General features: G+C 40.9%; 13 protein-coding genes. 3 read left to right on the top strand and 10 right to left on the bottom strand.

Translation table 11 applies throughout. From position 1 onward, the window contains the following. Positions 1 to 154: 154 nt before the first annotated feature. From Q0058_RS12645 to Q0058_RS12635, 3 genes are all read left to right on the top strand, one after another. Positions 155 to 943 carry a hypothetical protein gene (locus Q0058_RS12645; protein ID WP_298224481.1) on the top strand — a complete coding sequence of 263 codons (789 nt, stop codon included), beginning with the start codon at positions 155 to 157 and terminating at the stop codon, positions 941 to 943. Positions 944 to 1,171: 228 nt separating this feature from the next. Further along, positions 1,172 to 3,796: a cyanophycin synthetase gene (gene cphA, locus Q0058_RS12640; protein WP_298224479.1), complete on the top strand. Its 2,625-nt coding sequence runs from the start codon at positions 1,172 to 1,174 to the stop codon at positions 3,794 to 3,796. Between the two features lie 100 nt (positions 3,797 to 3,896). After that, positions 3,897 to 6,029, top strand: a complete 2,133-nt coding sequence (locus tag Q0058_RS12635) for a DPP IV N-terminal domain-containing protein (RefSeq protein ID WP_298224477.1) — start codon at positions 3,897 to 3,899, stop codon at positions 6,027 to 6,029. Between the two features lie 360 nt (positions 6,030 to 6,389). On the opposite strand, the gene Q0058_RS12630 is transcribed toward Q0058_RS12635, so the two are convergent. The 10 genes from Q0058_RS12630 to tgt form a co-directional block, all read right to left on the bottom strand. Beyond that, the gene (locus Q0058_RS12630; RefSeq protein ID WP_298224475.1) at positions 6,390 to 8,441 is read right to left on the bottom strand and encodes a VWA domain-containing protein; all 2,052 of its coding nucleotides are present in this window, start codon (positions 8,439 to 8,441) and stop codon (positions 6,390 to 6,392) included. Between the two features lie 438 nt (positions 8,442 to 8,879). Beyond that, positions 8,880 to 9,014: a hypothetical protein gene (locus Q0058_RS12625; RefSeq protein ID WP_298224473.1), complete on the bottom strand. Its 135-nt coding sequence runs from the start codon at positions 9,012 to 9,014 to the stop codon at positions 8,880 to 8,882. A 144-nt stretch (positions 9,015 to 9,158) separates the two neighbouring features. Further along, entirely contained in the window at positions 9,159 to 9,890 is a 732-nt protein-coding gene (locus tag Q0058_RS12620; protein ID WP_298224471.1) for a response regulator, read from the bottom strand. Between the two features lie 12 nt (positions 9,891 to 9,902). Then, positions 9,903 to 11,915, bottom strand: a complete 2,013-nt coding sequence (locus tag Q0058_RS12615; RefSeq protein WP_298224468.1) for a histidine kinase dimerization/phosphoacceptor domain -containing protein — start codon at positions 11,913 to 11,915, stop codon at positions 9,903 to 9,905. Positions 11,916 to 11,936: 21 nt separating this feature from the next. Further along, the gene (locus Q0058_RS12610; protein WP_298224507.1) at positions 11,937 to 13,199 is read right to left on the bottom strand and encodes an asparagine synthetase B; all 1,263 of its coding nucleotides are present in this window, start codon (positions 13,197 to 13,199) and stop codon (positions 11,937 to 11,939) included. A 267-nt stretch (positions 13,200 to 13,466) separates the two neighbouring features. Continuing rightward, positions 13,467 to 15,011 (bottom strand): replicative DNA helicase, encoded by a 1,545-nt coding sequence (gene dnaB / locus Q0058_RS12605; protein ID WP_298224466.1) that lies wholly within the window; start codon positions 15,009 to 15,011, stop codon positions 13,467 to 13,469. A 148-nt stretch (positions 15,012 to 15,159) separates the two neighbouring features. Then, a complete protein-coding gene (locus Q0058_RS12600) occupies positions 15,160 to 16,113 on the bottom strand; it encodes an acetyl-CoA carboxylase carboxyltransferase subunit alpha (RefSeq protein ID WP_298224465.1) in 954 nt (317 codons plus the stop codon). Between the two features lie 197 nt (positions 16,114 to 16,310). After that, positions 16,311 to 17,192: a DMT family transporter gene (locus Q0058_RS12595; RefSeq protein WP_298224463.1), complete on the bottom strand. Its 882-nt coding sequence runs from the start codon at positions 17,190 to 17,192 to the stop codon at positions 16,311 to 16,313. Then, positions 17,179 to 18,264 carry an LptF/LptG family permease gene (locus Q0058_RS12590; protein ID WP_298224461.1) on the bottom strand — a complete coding sequence of 362 codons (1,086 nt, stop codon included), beginning with the start codon at positions 18,262 to 18,264 and terminating at the stop codon, positions 17,179 to 17,181. Before Q0058_RS12590 ends, Q0058_RS12595 begins: the two co-directional genes overlap by 14 nt. Positions 18,265 to 18,352: 88 nt before the next feature. Next, a complete protein-coding gene (gene tgt, locus Q0058_RS12585; protein WP_298224459.1) occupies positions 18,353 to 19,483 on the bottom strand; it encodes a tRNA guanosine(34) transglycosylase Tgt in 1,131 nt (376 codons plus the stop codon). Positions 19,484 to 19,672: the final 189 nt, after the last annotated feature.

Raw genomic sequence — 19,672 nt, 5'->3', positions numbered from 1 at the left:
ATTCAGGTTACTCCACTATTAAGAAATGGTTTTAAAATTCAAATATTTTAGCTTGTAACAACTTGATTTTTAACGTTTAAATAAATTTTAAATAAAATCAAGCCCATGGGTAAAAGCTACTTTTGACCTATTACTAATCAAAAATATTTTAATTATGAAAAAAGCTATCTTTTACGCGTTATCATTAACGGTGTTTGTTTTTGGTCAAACTTTTGCCCAATCGGTCGCGGAACAAAATTTGAATTCCGCCATTCAATCGGCTGAAAATGTTCAGCAAGAAGTCGTAAATTCCAGAAAGGCAGTAAATCAACTGGTAAAACAGCTGACCATTCTAGGAAACCCAAACGCGACTTTATTTAGCGATAAAATGCATTACCATGTCAATCAAGTTCAGAATCAAGCGGATGATGTTGACTATTTTGTTGCTTTAGCCAAAAGCAACTCGGTGATTGATTTTTCTTCAACTGCCATTACTGCTCTAACAACGGATTTGGTCAATCAGAATGATATTTTATTGAATTTAACCAATCAAATGACTGCAGCGATTGTAGCAAACAATACGACTCAAGCTTTAAATTTAATAACGCCTATTCGCTCAGCACTAACCAGACAATTCAATAAAGCAGGTAATATTATTACTAAAATTGGTGTGATCAAACAAAACATAAAAACCTACAATGTGTGCATCAAAACTGTGGACAGTTTAGGAAATCCTGCCAGCTATAACGCAGGTTTTTACTGTCAAAACACTGCAACGGGTGCGTACATTTATCCAGATAATCAGGAAGGAACCTGTTTTACTAATTTACTGCCTGGCACTTACCATTTCGGCTCTTTTCAAGACTATTTTTGTGGCACAAGTTCACAAACCGTAACGCTTTCAAATGCTTTAATCAATGCGAATGGTATTATTGAAGTTGCTTTGGTAGTTTGGTGTGAATAGTTTTTCAAAAATTATTAAAGAAGAAGAGGTAGTCTAACTATCTCTTTTTTTTTGCGAATGATTCAACCAAAACTAATTTCTGTTTTAAGAATTACTAATTTCAAAAAGCTGTATATCAATATCAATCAAAGAAAACAAACCTATTTTAAAACTTTTTATACTAAAAAATGCTTCAGTCTGATAATTATTTTATATTTTAACGAAATCAATACAAAATAGCTATCTAAAATGAAAATATTAAAAGTACAAGCGCTGCGTGGTCCGAATATCTGGAGTGTACAACGAAAAAAACTCATCCAAATGCGTTTGGACTTAGAGGAAATGGAGCAGTTCCCGACCAATAAAATAGAAGGTTTTCGCGAACGCATCGAAGCGATGTTCCCGACCATGATTGAGCACCGTTGCTCCGAAGGCACGCGCGGCGGTTTCTTTTCACGAATAGAACGCGGCACCTGGATGGGCCATGTGATTGAACACATCGCACTCGAAATACAAACCCTCGCCGGAATGGAAACCGGATTCGGACGCACCCGCGAAACCAAAACACCCGGAATTTACAATGTTGTATTCAGTTACACGGAAGAAAATGTAGGCTTGTTCGCCGCAGAAAGTTCGGTCAATATTGCAGAAGCTTTGATTAAAGGCTCCGAATACGATCTCGAAGGCGATATCAAAAAAATGCGTGAAATCAGAGAACGCGTGCGTCTCGGACCCAGTACCGGAAGCATCGTCGAAGAAGCCGTAGCGCGCGACATACCATGGATTCGACTTGGAACGAATTCCTTGGTACAACTCGGTTACGGCGTCAACCAAATGCGATTTCAGGCAACCATTACATGCAAAACGAGCAACATCGCCGTAGATATTGCCTGTAATAAAGAAGAAACCAAACGCATGCTCGACAACGCTTCGATTCCCGTAGCCAGCGGAAGCATCTGCGTGGATGAAGAAGATTTAGAAGCCTGCATCAAAAAAATTGGTTATCCGATCGTACTCAAACCGCTCGATGGAAATCACGGAAAAGGCGCTTCAATCAACGTAACGAATTGGGAAGATGCCGTTGCAGGATTGGAATATGCCAAAAAATACAGCCGCAGAATCATCGTTGAGAAATTTATCACCGGATTTGATTTCCGTGTGTTGATTATCGACAATAAACTCGTAGCCGCCGCCAAACGCGTTCCGGCGCACGTGGTCGGAAATGGAAAAGATACGATCCAACAACTCATAGACACGACCAATCTTGATCCGCGCCGTGGTTACGGACACGAAAACGTGCTGACTGAAATTGATGTGGACAGAGACACTTTAGATTTGCTTGAAAAATTAAATTATACGGTTGATTCCGTTCCTAAAAATGGCGAAATCGTTTACTTAAAATCGACCGCTAACCTCAGTACTGGAGGAACTTCCGTCGATGTAACCGATATGATGCACCCTGAAAACGTATTCCTTTGCGAGCGTATTTCACGTGTCATCGGCCTCGACATTTGTGGTGTCGATATTATGGCCGAAAACTTAACGCAACCTTTAAAAGAAAATGGAGGTTGTATCCTTGAAGTCAATGCTGCTCCGGGATTCCGTATGCACCTTGCGCCTTCAGAAGGTTTGCCAAGAAACGTGGCTTCACCTGTAATCGACATGCTTTATCCTCCGGGAAAACCGAGTCGAATTCCAATCATCGCCGTAACCGGAACCAACGGTAAAACGACAACTACAAGATTGCTCGCACATATCGTCAAAAACAACGGTTATAAAGTTGGCTTTACGACTTCCGACGGTATTTACATCCAGAATCATATGCTCGAAAAAGGCGACACGACTGGCCCGGTTTCAGCAGAATATATACTCAAAGATCCGACCGTTGAATTCGCCGTACTCGAAACAGCCCGCGGTGGAATCCTTCGTTCAGGATTAGGATTCAGCCGTTGCGACATCGCGGTCATCACCAATATTCAGGAAGACCACTTAGGCTTGAGCGACATTCATACGCTCGAAGATTTAGCACGTGTCAAAAGTACCGTCGTCAAAAGTGTCAAGAAAGATGGTTGGGCGATTTTGAATGCCGAAGACGAACAATGCGTCAAAATCGGACAGGAACTCAGTTGTAACGTAGCCTATTTTAGCATGGATGAGGAAAACGAACTCATCAAAAAATTATGCAAGGAAGGCAAAATCGTCTGCGTCTATGAAAATGGTTTCATCACCGTCAAAAAAGGCGAATGGAAAATCCGTATCGAACGCGCGACACACGTACCACTTACGATGGGCGGAAAAGCAAAATTCATGATCGCAAACGTACTTGCAGCCACTTTAGCGAGTTACTTACAAGGATTCAAAACGGAAGACATCAGTTTGTCGCTGCAAACGTTCATTCCGAGTGCGGCGCAGACTCCGGGTCGTATGAATATTTTCGAATTCAAGAAATTCAAAGTACTCATCGACTTTGCGCACAATGCCTCAGGATATCGCGGTGTTGAAGATTTTCTAACTACCGTCGTGGCTAATAAAAAAATCGGAATCATTGCCGGTGTCGGAGATCGTCGCGATGAAGACATCAAGGAATGTGCGAAAATCGCCGGACGCATGTTCGACCATATCATCATCCGTCAGGAAAAACATTTGCGTGGTAGAACCGAAGAGGAAATCATCAACCTAATTCTTGAAGGCATTGCAGAATCAGGTAGGAACGTGACTCACGAAATCATCACTAAAGAAGTCGAAGCAATCAAACACGCAATCAACAGCGCAGAAGAAGGCACGTTTATAACTGCTTTGAGCGATGTGGTGACCAACGCCATTGAAATCGTGCAGGAATATCTCGATAAAGAAAACGAGCAGGATTTGAAATAACCACAAACTCTATCGTAAGAAAGGATAATGTTATTAGTCCAACAAAAGGCTGTGCATTATCCTTTTTTTATACATTTGTTTCAACGTTAAAAAACACCTTATGAATAAAATTTCCTTACTACTTTTAAGCTGCTTCCTGACTTTTTCGTCTTTCGGACAGACTAAAAAACTTACGCTTGAAGATGGCGTATTACAACAAAACCGACAATTCCGCGCCGACAAATTATTAGGTTTCCAATGGATTCCGAATACCAACAAATACATCTTTTTTGCGGAAGGCGGAAAAAAACTGATGACTGCAAACACGGCCGATTCGAAAGCTACGGAACTTATTGCCTTAGCGGACTTGAACAGAATGTTAGGTACGGATCTGAAATCATTCATCGGAATCGAATGGAAAGATGCCAACACGTTTACGATTGCCAACGGCCCAAAATTCTTCGAATATAATGTGGCGACGCAAAGCGGTAAATTGGCGGGAACGTTCTCAGAAACTGCCGAAAACCAAACTTACGATAACGCTAAGGAAAATATCGCTTACACCGAAAAAAACAACCTTTACTATTCGAACAGCAAAAACGAAAAAATTGCGATTACGAACGAAACCAACGAAGCCGTAGTTTCAGGACAGTTTTTCGCGCGCAACGAATTCGGCATCAGCAAAGGGATTTTCTGGTCTCCTAAAAACAATTACATCGCTTTTTATCAGAAAGACCAAACCGAAGTAGCGGATTATCCGATTCTGGATATCAACGAAACGCCGGGGAAATTAGAGAACATCAAATACCCAATGATTGGGCAAAAAAGCGAAAAACCACGCGTCGGGATTTACAACCTCGCTTCTAAAAAAACGGTTTTTATCAAACCAAGAGGCAACGCCGATGATTATTTGACGAACCTTTCTTGGACACCTGATGAGAAATTCGTATTGATTGCAGAGCTCAACCGCGGCCAAAATGATATGTCCTTGAATGTGTATGATGCGCAAACTGGCGCTTACGTAAGAACCATCACGAATGAGAAAAACAGCAATTGGGTTGAGCCTGAGCATGAAGCATTCTTCCCGAATCCGAAGTCGAATAACTTTGTCTGGTTCAGCGAAAAAGACGGTTTCCAGAATTTGTACTACTACTCGATTGACGGAAAACTGATCAAGCAACTGACGAACAATAAATTTCCGGCAAGGGAAATTCTGGGTGCTAATCCGGCTGGAACCGAAATCTATTTCTCGGCGACTGGCGAAAATCCAACGAATATGTTGGCTTACAAAGTCGATTTGAAAGGAAAACAAACGCTGATTACCAAAGATCAAGGGGTGCATTTCGTAGCCGCGAGTACCGATTGGAATTGGTTTTTCGATGAATATTCAAACCACACAACGCCATCGAAATCTTTGATGTACGACAAAAACCTGAAACCAAAAACGATCCTCGAAAGCAAAAACAAATACGACGGTTACGAAATGGGAACTGCTGAAATCAAAACGATCAAAGCAGCCGATGGCGTGACAGATTTGTACACTCGCTTAATCAAACCAAGCAACTTCGATCCTAACAAAAAATATCCTGTGTTGGTATACGTTTATGGCGGACCACACGCGCAGATGATTACGAATTCTTATTTAGACGGCGCGAATTTATGGATGTACTGGATGGCAGAACAAGGCTATTTGGTGTTCACGGTAGACAATCGCGGTTCAGACAATCGTGGTTTTGCTTTTGAAAGTGTAATTCACGGAAGATTGGGTGTGAACGAAATGGAAGATCAGATGAAAGGCGTTGATTATTTAAAATCTTTGCCTTACGTTGATGGCAACCAGTTGGCAGTACACGGTTGGAGTTTCGGCGGATTCATGACGACTTCGATGATGTTGCGCAAACCTGACGTATTTAAAGTTGGCGTTGCGGGCGGACCAGTAACCGATTGGAAATATTACGAAGTGATGTACGGCGAGCGTTATATGGATACACCTGCTGAAAACCAAAAAGGATTTGACGAAGCAAGCACTTTGAATTATGTGAAAGACTTAAAAGGCAAATTGCTTTTGATTCACGGAACTTCGGATGATGTTGTTGTGATGCAAAATAATTTCGCCCTGATCAAAAAATTCGTTGAGGCAGATAAACAAGTAGACTTTTTTGCGTATCCGATGCACAAACACAACGTTACTGGTAAAGACCGCGTGCACTTGATGCGCAAAGTCTTGAACTATGTAATGGAAAATAACAAATAGTTTTTCTGTTTTTTTCAGAAGCTAATCCTGCTGTCCGTTTTATCTTTTGCGTCACCCGAGCCTTTTGGCGAACTGACGAAGTAAACGCCGCCGCAAAAGGATGCTCACTTCCATCAGGGCTAAAAACCAGAAAGCCAATCGAAATTTGATTGGCTTTCTGGTTTTTATTATTAATTAAGTATTCTGTGTCTTTTTCTTCACAGCCCCAGACTTTGCACAGCACCTGCCATTGAAGTTGTAAACTCAAAAATTCAGCCAGCTAAAAAGACAAGAGGTTATAAAAACACAACTAATTTTATCAATACAATTTCCTTTACTTGCGCTGTTAAATTTGTATATCCACCTTGTTCAATATAGGCTCTAATTTTTTATCAATTTACCAAAATAAGTATCCTTTCCTCCAATTGATATCGTATAGATATACATTCCAGCGCTTAAAACATTGTTTGTATTATCTAAGCCATCTATTGTAATCAAATTTTCACCAAAAATCCCATCTAATGTGATAGTTTTAAGCAATTTACCGTCAATAGAATAAATTTTGATAAAAATAGCAGCTGACTCATACAAATAAATGGATGCTTTCGTTTCAGAGGTAAACGGATTTGGGAAAAACTTCAAAGAATGGTTATTATCATCAGCCATAAACTCTTCATCACTCAGAGAACTATCACCCAAAGAGGTGAACGGGCTTAAAACTTGGTAACAGATGCTTGTTTGCTCAATAGTTTGTTTAATGGTTTGCGCTGCTGGGGATCCTTGCGGCAATGAGTAATAATCTATTAACAAACTTTCCATTTTATTTTTAGCCCATAATTTTGGCAAGAAAGCATACGCCTGATTGTTTTGATTGCTTAAATTTAGGTTATAAACGTATTGAACCTGTTGATTAAATGCGGTTCCTGACAGCGTTAATTGAATATCCTGAGGAACTTGATATCGTCCTGTAAATATTAATTGTTGCCCTTTGTAAAGATTAGGTAGCGGATTTGGAAATATGTTACTAATGGCGTCTGCAGGTACCACAGAAATGACTGGGTGTAGTAAAACTGGGTTTCTTATGGTTAAATAAAAATTAGAGATCACATCTGCAATTTCATCATTACCTAAAAACGTTGCAAATCCATTATTATCTGTGGCTAGTAATGTCAACAAATCAGTGGTAACATTGTCACCAATTCCAAAGGTAAAAAGGAATATTTCTGTTTCTATTTGACCCACTGAACTTTCTACAGAAGTTAAAATACCTTGCGTAGAAGTTATACCCGCGGTAGCCTCTCCATCTGTAAAGAATACAATAATATTTGCTTCATCTAGAGAAGCACCACCAAACTGATTGATGGCTGTTGTTAAAGAACCCGAAATATTTGTCGAACCAAGCGCCACAATATTATTAATAAAAGCTAAAGCTGCAGCAGCATTAGTAGGATTATAGTCAACCAGTGTTGGTCTAAAAGGAACAATATTATTATCAAAATCAACAATATTGAACTTATCTCCAACATTTAGATTATTTACAATAAATGTAGCAGCCTCTTTGGCTTGTGTCATTTTGTTTCCACTCATACTGCCTGAAGAATCAATAATCAGAACAAAATTTTTCTGAATAATCGCCGTATTGGGATTTGATTCAGGTTCTACAACCAATCCAAAAAAACCATTTCCAAAATCATCACAAGTATTTTGACCCGCTGGCAAAATGGTGCTAAATGGTATGACTCCCAGTTCATCGGAAGCAAGTCGGTATTTGATAACAACATCATTTATTGAGGCAGATTCAAATTGAGTGATCGTTGCTGTTGCCAAGTGTCCATCATTAGTAATCGTACTTGTATTATTTAGACTTTCAATAGTATCAATGGTTCTTCCTGATGATAATTCAAAATTAAAGATCTGCGTATTTGTAATGATACCAGACTGAATTAAAGAATAATCACTTGGATATTTGAAAGTAACTTCACCAAAACTATAGGATAATAACTGGACATAAGTCAATTCTACTTCAATTTGACTATTAGCAGCTATTTGATTGTTAAATACAAAAAATAATGGGGTAGCCCCTAAATAAGCAGCTAAATTAGCATTCAATGTTCCGCCGGTACCCCCAGATGAACCACCACTTATAAAGGAAGCAAATTGCCACACACCATTATCAACCCGCCACTTCAATTGGGTTACAGAAGCATTACTTGGTAGAGGAAACCCATATTCTATTGCTTCTGAAATACTAGAATCATTGAAAAAAGTTTGACTGGTTTTCACAGTAGAAATTTGATTTTGTACAGAAACACTAATTCCTGAATTTATCATTTTCAAATAAGTCCCACTTGCTCTATCGGTAATCACTACTCCGTTAGCAAAAGAAAACTGTGCAAATATTAACATTGCAATACAACTAATAAAAAGTTTCATAATGATGTGGCTTTAAAATTAGTTTGTTAATATACAATAAATCTGGAGAATACATTGGTTTTAAAACTATTTATTTTCTAAAATACTGATTGAATATAAATAGCACATTGATTTAGCAAATAAATTGAGAAAAGTTTTCATATTACCCCAAATCGAAAAAATTCACGTCTTTGACCTGAATAAAACACTAACTCCGTAATATTTTTTTCTCGGAACTAGGCTCCAAAAATGTCTACCCACGCTGCGAAACTGGACAGCAGGTTCCCGGCGCCTAAAAAAACTAAAACCACCAACATACATTGGTGGTTTTTTTTGAGTAATGGAGTCTCAAACCTACTCAAAACAGACAACCTGCTTCCTGAAATCGGGGGAGCGATGGTACTTGCCCTACGTTTTTCGCATCGCAAATTTCAGGAATTTCGTAAGTGATCGTACGATCTAAAAGAGCACGAATTCTACGAGTAGAATCGAACCCAATATGGAGCAACCTACGACTGCCAGAATGAAAATCACTTTTGAAACGTTCAGGTTATCGAGTGGAAATTTTCCGTCATATAACATTTTCTTCATCATAGGATATGTTGAATTGTAATGATTACAGCATAAAGCAACTCTATTTTTCTGAGTTTCGAAAATAAATGTGACGAACTCCGGGTTATTTGTGATGAAAACGAAATAGTTTGTGATGAGCGGCTTTAAAACCACTCGGAATAAGACTTAAACGACGTTGAGTTTCTTCAGCAGCTCGTCGTAATAAGGTTTCGCAATCGGGATTTTGGTGTTCTGAATCGTAATGAAATTCGTTTCAAGATTCGACATATGTTCAAGGTTGACCACATAAGATTTGTGCGTTTTGAAGAAAATATTGCTGTTGAGCCGCTCAATAAAATTGGATAACGTCGCGCGGATAAGTTCTTCTTTGTGCAGTGTTTTGATCTCGAGGTAATTCCCGTCGGATTTGATCCAGAGAATATCGTTGATTTGCAGTTTGGTGTACTTGAATTTGTCTTTGAGGAACAGCGCATCCTTGATGACCAAAGCCTCGGAATTGTTAGCTTCGGACGATGTAGTTTGCGTGGATGCTGCAATTTTATACAACGCCATTTCAATCGCCGTAAACAATTGCTCTTCCTTGAACGGCTTCACGAGATAATTGACCGGATTCGTGGCTTTGGCGCGGTCGAGCGTGTGCGAATCGGAATAAGAAGTCGTATAAATAAACGGAACCTTATATTTTTGGTTGATTTCCTGTGCGAGATCGATGCCGTCTTTTTTGCAGTTCAGATTGACATCGAGCAAGATCAAATCGGGATTCGTATTGTCGAGCATGGAAATCGCTTCTTCGTAATCCATGGCGTTGCCAACGATTTCGTAATTCATTTTCGTGAGCATCTGGCGCACGTCTTCGGCGATAATAAGTTCGTCTTCTACAATTAAAATTTTCACCATAACCAAAAATTTTTATGATATACTCGCTTGGTAAGCTTTTAAATCCTTGAAATTTACTACAAATTCCGTCAAATCATTTTTCGTATTGATTGTGAGTTGTCCGCGCAATTGTTTGCTTAGAATCCCGACGAGTTTGAGTCCTAACGATTTTGAATTTTCGTTGTCAAAATCCTCGGGCAAACCTTTGCCGTTGTCGGTCACACTGAGTTCGTAATCCATCGCGTTGATTGACTTGATCTTAATCCAGATTGTGCCTTCAGGATTGTTTTTGAAAGCGTATTTGTAAGCGTTTGAAACCAGTTCGTTGACAATCAATCCTAATGAAATCGCAGTGTCGAAATCGAAATGAAGATCGAGTGTTTCAATATTGACTTTGATGTTTTTGGAATCGCCTTCGAACATCTGCGCGATGTAAGCCACGAGTTGCTTTAGGTAATTCTCGACATCGACTGTATTGATGGCTTCGGATTGATACAAATTCTGGTGCAACAGACTCATCGCTTCCACCCGACTTTGCGCTTCCTGAATCATCGCTAAAACCGCAGCGTCATTAATATCATTCGATTGCATATTGAGCAAACTCGAAATGATCTGCAAATTGTTTTTAACACGATGGTGGATTTCGCGCAACAGCGTTTCCTTTTCAAGCAACGAGTTTTCAATCTGTTCTTTTTGCTGTTGGATGATGTTGCGCTGTTTTTGGTAATTTTTGAGATTTCGATAAATCGACGCGGTGACAATGCTCAGCAGAAACAATGAAATCAGCACGACATATTTTATTTTCTTTTGTTTGCTGGCTTCGAGCAGGTGAATTTCATCGCGCTTTTGCTGCTCTTTTCTAAGCTTTTCCTCTTTGCGTTCGAATTCGTTGGTAAGCCGTATTTGCGTCAGTTTGGTATTGATTTCAGCATTGAACATCGAATCGCTGATCTTTTTATACAACACATGGTTCAAATACGCTTCTTTAAAATTTTGTTTCTTCTCATAGATTTTCGCCAGGTTTTCGTACGCAAATTTGATCGATTCGAGTTCGCCGATTTGCGTGGAAAGTTGCAGTCCCTTTTTGGTGAAAGTTTCGGCCAAATCGAGTCGGTTGCTTAAAAAATAGACTTCGCCGATGTTTCTGTACGAGTCGGCTTCTCCGGATTTATTCGAAGTTTCGATGAAGCCTACCAACGCCTTATTGGAATATTCGAGCGCCATGTCGAATTGTTTCATGTGCCCGTAATTGATGCCGAGTTGTTGGTAATCATGGGCAGCATTGGACCATAAATGATTCTTTTCGTTATAGTCGATGCATTGCAGCAATATCAGGTTGGCTTTGTCGAATTCGGAATGATTGGAATATACATTCGCCAGATTTCCCTTGATGATAAAACGCAAATCTTCCTCTTTTTTGGATTTTTTGATATCGAGGACTTTCAACGCTTTATCATAATACTCCAATTCCTTTTGGTCGTTGGGCAATTTTCCGTAAAGAATCGCCAAGTCATTGCAAACCATAGCCATTTTCCGATGCTTGCCCAATTTCTCGAAAATCGTGTAGGCTTCGTTGAGATATTTTAACGACGAAGTAAAATTGTTCAGGTACAAATACGTTTGTCCAAGAACAGAATAACTGTAACCCAGATTTTCAATATTGGGCAGTTCTTTATTGATTGAAATGGCTTTTGTAGCGGCAGCAATCGCAAGTTTGAAATCTGATTTGCTGATATAGATGCGCGCGAAAGTATTATAAGCCAAACCCACACCTTTGGCATACTTCATCTTCAAACACCACTGTAAAGATTGTTGGGTTAATACGATAGCCTTTTCGGGATTTGACTCAGCATATTGTTTAGCCAATTGGATTAGCAATTTGGTTTTGACCGAATCGGCTAAAGTGACCGAAGTGATTTTGCGCTTGGCTTTGGCTTGGTCAAAAATCTCAATTTCCTTTTGCAAACTGTCAATCTTGGTTTTTTCCTGACTGTATAAGCCTGAAAACAACAGCATACAAAAAAGAAAAAGTATTTTTCTGAGCATCCAATAATAGCTAAATGAGTACTAAGTTTTCTGCGGTTTTTTCCTCGCGGCTGGAAACAATACGTTGTTCAAAATTAAGCGAAATCCAGGAGAATTCGGATGCAGATCCAAAACGGTCGGTTCGTCGCCTACGCGGTGCTGGTAATCTTCAGGGTCATGGCCGCCATAAAAAGTAAAGAAGCCTTTGCCTTTTTGACCATGAATGTATCGCGCCTCATCGTTGAGTTCGCATTTCCCTAAAACCAACACACTCGATTTGATCAATTCGGAATCGAAAGAAGTGCTTTGCCCCATAAATCCTTTGACCAATTGCGTGTGATTTTGACACAACATGCTTGGAATCACGTCCCATTTGGCGGAGAATTCCATCAAAGTGAAGTAATCTTTTTCAAACGGAACTTTGCGTTTTTCAGTCATATCAATATCGGAAAACTCGTAATGTTCGGGTTTTCGGTCGAGGATAAAATCCTTAAACGCAAAAGTTTTGGAGTAATCAATTTTCGATTGGTAATTGCCATCACTAGCATCGCCGTCGAACATCGGCTCACAAATATCAACACCTTCGGCCGACAAAGCAATATCGAAACTGTCGGTGGCCGAACACATCGCAAACATAAATCCGCCCCCAATCACGAAATCACGGATTTTTTTGGCTACGGCTAATTTTTCCTGAGAGACTTTGGCATAACCCAATTTGGCAGCCAAGGCTTCGGCGTCTTTTTTCTGATCGATGTACCAAGGCGCATTGCGGTAAGAACCGAAAAATTTTCCGTATTGGCCTGTAAAATCTTCGTGGTGCAAATGCAACCAATCGTATAAAATGAGTTGATCGCTAAGTACTTCTTCGTCATAAACCGGTGTAAACGGAATTTCGGCATAAGTCAAAACCATAGTTACAGCGTCGTCCCAAGGTTGTTTGCCTTTAGGCGTGTAGACGGCGATTTTAGGTGCTTTTTCAAGTACGACCGTTTCCATATTCTGAGAAGGGCTTGAAATTTCTTCGAGAATCTGGTTCGCTTCCGCATCGGATAAAAGTTCGAAACTCACCCCACGGATCTGACATTCTTTTCGGATTTCCGGCGCATCGGGCAATAAAAAAGAACCGCCGCGATAATTTAAAAGCCAGCTCGCTTTATATTGTTTATCAAGACACCAATACGTGATTCCGTAGGCTTTCAGGTGGTTTTTCTGCGTGGTTTCGTCCATCGGCAAGAGGATGAAATTCGCTTTGATCGAGAAAGAAATCAGGAGAATCGAAAGGTATAAAAAATTCTTCACGGACATGGGTTTCACTACTGTAATTCATTTGGTTGTGCCAAAGATAACGGAAATTCTGTGAAGAAAATGATAATTTTTAGACACGCCCTTCGGGCTATGGACACGGCTACGCCTTAGGACACGCTATGCTCAAGACACACTTCGTTTTAGACACGTCGTGTTTAAGATTAATCTGAAATTAAAACGGAATTTGTCCAAAGCCCGCAGGGCGAGTCCTAAGGCGTAGCCGTGTCCAGAGCATAGCGTGTCCTAAGGCGCAGCCGTATCAATATTCTAAAACGGAACGTCGCTGTCGTCGTCATTGTTCAAATTGCTGCCAAAAGCTTCATTCGCAGAAGGCAGGTTTTTCGTCACAAACGGATTGTCTTCATGGTTCATTTTCGAAGGCAAATCGTCGTAAGCACCGCCGTAATCGTCTAAGTTGTCGAACTTTCCGAGGTTTCCGATGAATTTCAGACGCACATTCTCGAGCGAACCGTTTCTGTGCTTGGCAATGATGAATTCCGCTTGGCCTTGTGTCGGCGACTGTTCCTCATCATCCCATTCATCGATTTTGTAATATTCGGGTCGGTAGATGAACGAAACGATATCGGCATCCTGCTCAATCGCACCCGATTCACGAAGGTCAGACAGCAAAGGTCTTTTGCTCGAACCACGCGTTTCGACGGCACGCGAAAGTTGCGAAAGTGCGATGACCGGAACACTCAACTCTTTGGCCAATGCTTTTAAGTTTCTTGAAATCGTAGAAATTTCCTGTTCTCTATTTCCCATGCCTTTTCCGTTGTTTCCGCCTGCTGTCATCAACTGAAGATAATCGACGATGATCAGTTTGATGCCGTGTTGCGAAGCAAGTCGTCTTGATTTTGCTCTTAAGTCGAAAATCGAAAGTGACGGCGTATCATCAATGTATAAAGGCGCTTTCTCCAAATTTTTGACTTTGATGGAAAGCTGTTCCCATTCGTGTTTTTCTAATTTTCCGGTTCTCAATTTCTCGGAAGACAAACCGGTTTCGGAAGAAATCAAACGCGTGATCAATTGGACTGATGACATCTCAAGCGAAAATAACGCTACGGGTTGTCCGAAATCAATCGCGATATTTCTGGCCATCGACAAGACGAAAGCGGTTTTACCCATACCCGGACGTGCCGCAATGATAATTAAATCTGAGGGTTGCCAGCCTGAAGTAACTTTGTCGAGTTTTTCAAAACCGGTGGCAATTCCGCTCAAACCTTCTTTTCCGGCAATTTCCTCAATCCGTTTTTTCGCCTGAATGACCAAACTTTGTGCGGTTTCAGAACTTCTTTTGATATTGCCTTGTGTGACTTCGTATAATTTCGATTCCGCTTTGTCGAGCAAGTCGAAGACGTCGGTGGTTTCGTCATACGATTCCTCGATGATTTCTGAAGAAATTTTGATCAGACTTCGCTGGATGTATTTCTGTAGAATAATTCTTGAATGGAATTCGATATGCGCCGAAGACGAAATCTTTTGCGTCAGCTGGATCAGGTAAAAATCGCCACCAGCCATTTCGAGTTTGGCGTTCTTTTTTAGCTGGGCCGAAACGGTTAATAAGTCAATCGGTTGCGTGTCTGTGAACAGCTCCACAATCGCCTCGAAAATGTATTTGTGCGCATCTTTGTAGAACGCGTCGGGCTGGAGAATATCAATGACCTCATCGACGCCTTTTTTATCAATCATCATCGCCCCCAAAACCGCTTCCTCAAGTTCTAAGACCTGCGGCGGCAACTTGCCTTTTTCTAAGTTGATGATGGTCGTTTTATCGACACGTACTGGGTTGATATTTCTGAAATTTTCCATGTTGCGAATGTAGACTAAAAAATAAAAATTTTCGGGTCAGAGTTATAACGGAATTCTTGTTAATAAAATTTTGTATTTGTTTATAACGATAAAAAAATCCGAAATCATTGGACTTCGGATTGTATCATAAAATGTAAGATTTTACGCTTTACTCTTTGTACTCGCCCATTTTGCTGTATTTATCCATGCGCTGCGCGACCAATTCTGTTGTTGATAAATCTTTGAGTTCGTTGTAGGCTTTCATGATATATTGCTCAACAGTTTTGAACGTCGTTGCCTTGTCGTAATGCGCCCCGCCTAATGGTTCCGGGATAATATCGTCTACGAGTTTTTGTCTTTTCATATCAGCTGACGTCAGTTTTAAGGCTTCCGCCGCCTGCTCTTTGTATTCCCAGCTTTTCCATAAAATCGAGGAACAAGATTCCGGTGAAATTACCGAATACCAAGTGTTTTCCATCATCAATACGCGATCACCGACACCGATTCCTAGCGCACCGCCTGAAGCGCCTTCGCCTACGATAATGCAAATGATTGGCACTTTGAGTCTTGACATTTCGAAAATGTTTCTCGCAATCGCTTCTCCTTGTCCGCGCTCTTCAGCTTCCAAACCCGGATAAGCACCTGGTGTGTCGATAAAAGTGACCACAGGAATGCCGAATTTCTCAGCCATTTTCATCAGACGCAATGCCTTTCTGTAACCTTCAGGGTTTGCCATACCGAAATTACGCAGTTGGCGCATTTTGGTGTTGATTCCTTTTTGCTGGCCGATGAGCATGAACGATTGTCCTTCTATTTTGCCCAAACCGCCGACCATGGCTTTGTCGTCTTTGAAATTTCGGTCACCAAACATTTCGAGGAACGTTCCTTTAGTCAGGTTCGTGATATGCTCTAGCGTGTATGGCCTGTTCGGGTGACGCGACAATTGTACGCGTTGCCAGGCTGTGAGGTTTTTGTATATTTTGCGTTTGGTTTCTTCTAGTTTTTTCTCGATCTGTTTGCAGGTTGCAGTCACATCTACATTGGATTCGGCGCCGATGATTTGGCATTTGTCCAACTGTTCTTCTAGTTCTTTTATAGGAAGCTCAAAATCTAAATATTCCATAGGATTTGTGCGTTTTTATATATTGTTAGGTCGACAAAGATAAAATATAATCTTAGTAAGGAAAGAAATTTTTGCTTTAAAATTGTAAACATCTTGGTTGGAAAACTGCCCTAGCCCCGATTGTAATGGAAATCCTTTGATGCCGTTGTTCGGCAACAAAGATTGGGAATGTAAAGCGGGAAATAGCTCCTAAAAAACTAACTCTTTGACTTGGCATATTTTACAATGCCGTTGAGGATCACAGTTGATAAAATAATTAGTGCGCCGATGTAGAATTCCGTACTCATTTTTTCCTTTTCCTGAAACACGATGACTGCGAGGATGATGCCGTAGATGGGTTCGAGATTGATCGTGAGCATGACGGTGTACGGGCTTAGAAACTTCATGACTTTGACCGAGGCGATGAACGCGTAGGCCGTGCAGACCGAACTCAAAATCGCGAGATACATCCAGTCTTTGGCGCTGATTTGGAAGAATTTGGCATCGAAACTTTGGGTGGCCAACAATAAAACCGTGAAGAACAAAACGCCGCCTAAAATCTCATAGAATGAAATTACCGCCGGGTTATAGGTTTTGGCGAATTTGCTATTGATGACTGAAAATAATGCCGAGAGAAAAGCACAACTAAGCGCGAGCAGAATGCCTTCGATGTATCGGCTTTCGACCCTGAAAATGATGCTGAGCCCAATCACGACAATGACGCCGAAAAAAACCTCGTACCAAATGATTTTTCTTTTGAGCCAGATCGGTTCGAGGAATGAAGTAAAAAAGGCGCCTGTGGAAAGGCAGGCTAAAGTGACCGAAACATTCGAAACTTTAATCGCCCTGAAAAACGTAAACCAATGCAAAGCAATAATAATTCCGGCCATCAGCAACTGGAACAGGATTTTTTTAGGCAGCCGGATTGGGATTTTTTGATACCAGATGTAGATCAGGATAAAAATCACCGCAAGTCCCATACGATACCAAACCAGCGGCATGGCGTCGAGTGAAATCAGCGCACCGAGTACGGCGGTAAACCCCCAAACGAAAACGATGAGATGCAGGTGCAAATAACTTTTGACGTTATCGCTTAGCACGACGCAAAAGGTAAATGGCTAAAATTCCGAAAATGACATTGGGAATCCAGACGGCAATCATCGGCGGCATGCTCGATTTTTCGGCCAGGACTCCAAATATTTTGTCGAAAAAGACAAAGGAGAAGGCAATCAGGATTCCGAACGCTAAATTCATTCCCATGCCACCGCGGCGTTTCATCGAAGAAACCGCAACGGCAATAATCGTTAGGATGAAAGCCGAAACCGGAATGCTGTATTTTTTATATAAAACCACCAAATACGTATTGATATTTGAAGAACCTCTTTTACGTTCTTTTTCGATGAAGCTGTTGAGTTCGAAGAAAGACAGGGTTTCTGCAACATAAACCGTCGGCGTCAGATCTTCGAGTTCGAAACTGAAATTCGCCGTTTTCATATCGGCTTTTTCAATGACATCGTCGAGCGGTCCCACGGTTCTTTTGACATAGCCGTACATCTCGTAATTTTTGTTCTGGGCGTTCCAGCGGATGCGGTTCGCAGAGATTTTGTATTCGAGTTGGTCGCCTTTAAATTTTTCGAGCGTAAAATTGAAAGCGGTTTGCGACAGCGTATTGAAGTTGCTGACGTAGATGAATTCGTCGTCGCTGATTTGTCTGTAAACATCCGTATTGTCGCGCATTTCCTCGCGTCCGTTTCCGATCAGGTAAGTATAACGGAAATTTTTAAATCCTTCGCTGGCTTTAGGAACTAGAAAAAATCCCATCAGCAAGGAAGTTAAAGAAACGATGGTAGCGCCTATAATGTAAGGCCTTAAAAAACGGGTGAATGAAATTCCCGAACTCAAAATCGCAATGATCTCGGTGTTGTTCGCGAGTTTTGAAGTAAACCAGATGACCGATAAAAACAAGAATATCGGAAACAATAAATTCGCAAAATAGATGGTGAAATCAACGTAATATCTCGCAATATCGAGAAACGGTACTTTGTTCTCAATCATACGGTTGACTTTCTCGGAAACATCAATGACAATCCCGATAGGGATAAACATCAACAGCATCACCGAAAACGTGGCGAGGTATCTTTTGAGGATGTATTTGTCTATTATTGTCAGCATAAATGTGGATTCGGTTATTCGGTTATTCGGTTATCTGGTAATTCGGGGTTGGGTTACAAATAACCAAATCCACAAATAATCAAATCAACTACAAACGTTGGCTCATCTGTTTGACCATCATTTCTTTCCAGGGTCTGAAATCTCCGGCTAAGATATGTTTTCTTGCTTCACGAACCAACCACATATAGAAACCTAAGTTATGAATCGTAGCGATTTGTTTTCCAAGATATTCATTCGCAGCAAACAAGTGGCGCAAATAAGCCTTGGTATATTCGGTATCGACAAAGGTGTGTCCCATTTCATCGAGCGGTGAAAAATCATCTTCCCACTTTTTGTTCTTGATGTTGATGGTACCCTTCGAAGTGAACAACATCCCGTTTCTGGCGTTTCTGGTCGGCATCACGCAATCAAACATATCCACTCCTAACGCAATATTCTCCAAAATATTGATGGGTGTCCCGACGCCCATCAGATAACGCGGTTTGTCTTCGGGCAAAATATCGCAGACGATTTCGGTCATCGCATACATTTCTTCAGCAGGTTCTCCGACCGATAAGCCCCCAATCGCGTTTCCTTGTTGTCCGGCGTTCGCGATATATTCTGCCGATTGCATGCGTAAATCTTTATAAGTACTTCCCTGAACAATCGGAAAAAACGTTTGTTCGTAACCATATTTGAAAGGCAATTTTTCGAGATGGTTGATGCAGCGGTTGAGCCAGCGGTGCGTCATGTGCATCGAGCGTTGCGCATAACGGTAATCGCAAGGGTAAGGCGTACATTCATCAAAAGCCATGATGATGTCGGCTCCGATGGTGCGCTGGATTTCCATCACATTTTCGGGCGTAAAGACATGATACGATCCGTCAATATGCGATTTGAACTTGACGCCTTCTTCCTTAATTTTTCTATTGGCCGAAAGCGAATAGACTTGATAACCGCCAGAATCAGTCAGGATATTTCTACCCCAGTTCATGAATTTGTGCAAGCCGCCCGCTTTTTCGAGAATCTCGGTTTGCGGACGCAGGTATAAATGGTAGGTATTTCCTAAAATAATATCGGGATTAATCTCTTCTTTGAGTTCGCGTTGGTGCACGCCTTTGACCGAAGCTACGGTGCCCACGGGCATGAATATCGGGGTTTCGATTACGCCGTGGTCGGTGGTGATGGTTCCGGCACGGGCTTTCGATTGCGGGTCTTTTTGTAATAAATCAAATTTCATCTGCAGTTTTTATTTTTTTTCATATGTCAGATGTAATTCGCCTAGAGTGAGTAAGTTTTTTAAGACAAACTTAGGTCAGGCTCATTTCATAAGGCATTTTTCAGTCGGCAAAGATAGTTTAATTTGAGGATTTGAAAATTTGAATATTTGGAAATTTAGCGTTGATTTATGATTTTACGGCGTGACCAC

Source organism: Flavobacterium sp. (genome assembly GCF_027484705.1).
GTDB lineage: Bacteria > Bacteroidota > Bacteroidia > Flavobacteriales > Flavobacteriaceae > Flavobacterium.
Note: the sequence above shows the minus strand (reverse complement) of the source record. Positions and strands in the feature narration are given on the sequence as shown.